Here is a 2,485-nt window from a genome sequence, read left to right as displayed (position 1 = left end):
ATTATGCATAGCATATACACAAAAAGGATAGCTTCATTTTCGCGAAGCTATCCTTAAAAAATTTTCTTATTTTTTCAAATGATATGGAACTGTCGTAATAACAACATTTCTTTTATAAAGTAAATACGCACGTATAAGTAAACTGGATTGATTATGAAGAATGTTATGCCAACCTTTTTTCGGAATGAACTGTGGTATAACGACCGTAACACGGTAATTCGATTCACTTGCCTTATATTGCACTGTATCGATAAACTTCGTTAGCGGCTGAATAATACTTCTATAATGAGAATGTAATGTAACAAGCCTTACTTCAGGTTGCCACTTCTTCCATTTCTCCTCAAATTTCTTTTCCTCTTCTCTGTCAAAAGCAACATATACTGCGATAACTTGATCTGCCGAAAGCGATTTCGCATAGTTCAATGAATTTTCTACTACATGCGTCATACCTGCTACAGGAACGACAATTACATTCCCCTCAATTGGAATAAGAGGCTCGCAAGTTTTTAAACTTAATTGATCACCCACTGCATCATAATGCTTCTTAATTCGATGGAATAAGAAGATAATAACTGGTAAGAAAATAAGAATCGACCAAACTTGTGCAAATTTAGTTAAAAAGAACATGCTCATTACGATAAAACTAATAACTGCACCAATTAAATTAACCGTTAATCTTAAAGCCCATCCTTCAGGCTTTTCGCGAAGCCATTTTAATACCATCCCTGTTTGAGAAAGTGTAAATGGAATAAATACACCTACTGCATATAGTGGAATTAAATGTTCTGTTTGCCCTTGGAAAGCTACAATTAAAATAATCGAAGCAACTCCAAGTATAATAATACCGTTTGAGTAACCTAGGCGGTCTCCTCTAATCGTAAACATTCTCGGTATGAATTTATCTTTTGCAAGGTTAACCGCTAATAAAGGAAATGCAGAATAACCTGTATTAGCAGCAAGAATTAATATTAAAGCTGTTGTACCTTGTATGAAATAGTACATGAAATTACGTCCAAATGTTTGTTCAGCAATTTGAGAAACAACTGTTACTTCTTTACTCGGAGTCACTCCGTAATAATAAGCTAAAAATACAATTCCTGAAAATAACACAGCAAGTAATGCACCCATTGCAAGCAATGTTTTTGCAGCATTGTTTGGCGCAGGATCTTTAAAGTTCGGAATTGCATTTGAAATTGCTTCAACACCTGTTAAAGCAGAACTACCTGATGCAAATGCTCTTAGTAATAAAAATAAACTAATCCCTGCAACTGGTGTACCAATTGGCGCATGTAAAGTGGGTGAAACATGACCAGTTAAAATATTATATATGCCCACACCAATTAATATAAATAGTGCTAAAACGAATAAATAAACAGGATATGCTAAAACGGAAGCTGATTCCGTTACTCCCCTTAAATTTAATATCGTAATTAATATAACAAATATAACCGCAATAATTACGTTGTGTGCATGTAAGCTAGGAAACGCAGACGTAATTGCATCTGTACCAGCGGACACACTTACCGCAACAGTTAAAATATAGTCAACTAATAAAGATCCTCCAGCAATTAAGCCTGGATTCATCCCTAAATTTTCTTTTGATACAACATACGCTCCCCCGCCATGCGGATAAGCAAAAATAATTTGACGATAAGATAAAATAAGGGCTGTCAATAATACTAATACCCCAACAGCGATCGGAATGGAATACCAATAAGCGATCGCTCCAACACCTGCTAAAGCAATTAAAATTTGCTCTGGACCGTAAGCAACTGATGACAATGCGTCAGAAGATAAAATAGCTAAAGCTTTCGTTTTATTAAGCTTTTGTTCTCCAAGCTCCGTTGATTTTAACGGTCTTCCAATTAAAAATCTTTTAATAGATGAAACCAATGCTGTCCACTCTCCAATAATTTTGTACGAACTTTTCTGCTTGTTGCAGCCAGTAAACTATTTACTCAGAAAACAAAAAATGTCTACAAGCCATAGCGAAATAGACTTGTAGACATTATTTTTTTTGTCGCACAAGCTCCACCTTCCTTCTCAATATAACGCTTACGAGGTTAGCTGTCGGATTCGGGCCTATGAGTAGCCCTACCTTTTTTAAGGATTCACCCCATCGGATTATGTACTAATCCGTAAAAACGGGTCCCCCGTACCATGCGGTTTCAGCGATTTAGAAAATTGAAACTGTGGATTATAATACTCCTTTATTTTCAAAAAGTAAACAAAAATTTTTAATAAGAAAAAAATTAAAATGATTGTGCATAATCCACTGAGAAATATACATAATGAATACTAAAAAATCCGCAAAGGAGACCCATATGTCTAAAGAAAAGAAGCCTATTTTTTCCGATTCATATTTAGATGCAGTAGCAAATGAAATTAATCAGTTATATGGTAAACGTGAACAGGAAATAAATTTGACAGATAGAACGAAAAGAAATAAATAATTTGTCATACAAAAAAATAAAAAAGATAGCAA

At 34.5% G+C, this 2,485-nt stretch carries 2 protein-coding genes and 1 riboswitch; of the genes, one reads left to right on the top strand and one right to left on the bottom strand.

Features of this window, described 5'->3' with window-relative positions:
* Positions 1-66: 66 nt before the first annotated feature.
* A complete protein-coding gene (locus ABWK52_RS22245; RefSeq protein ID WP_000254887.1) occupies positions 67-1,893 on the bottom strand; it encodes an APC family permease in 1,827 nt (608 codons plus the stop codon).
* A 144-nt stretch (positions 1,894-2,037) separates the two neighbouring features.
* A riboswitch (cyclic di-AMP (ydaO/yuaA leader) is annotated at positions 2,038-2,184 on the bottom strand.
* A gap of 140 nt (positions 2,185-2,324) precedes the next feature.
* Between ABWK52_RS22245 and ABWK52_RS22240 the strand changes: the two genes are divergently transcribed.
* Positions 2,325-2,453, top strand: a complete 129-nt coding sequence (locus tag ABWK52_RS22240) for a hypothetical protein (protein ID WP_000031873.1) — start codon at positions 2,325-2,327, stop codon at positions 2,451-2,453.
* The last annotated feature ends 32 nt before the right edge of the window (positions 2,454-2,485 follow it).

The sequence above is a fragment of the Bacillus sp. AP50 genome, assembly GCF_040492675.1.
Taxonomy (GTDB): domain Bacteria; phylum Bacillota; class Bacilli; order Bacillales; family Bacillaceae_G; genus Bacillus_A; species Bacillus_A cereus.
This window is presented reverse-complemented; position numbering and strand designations above follow the sequence as displayed.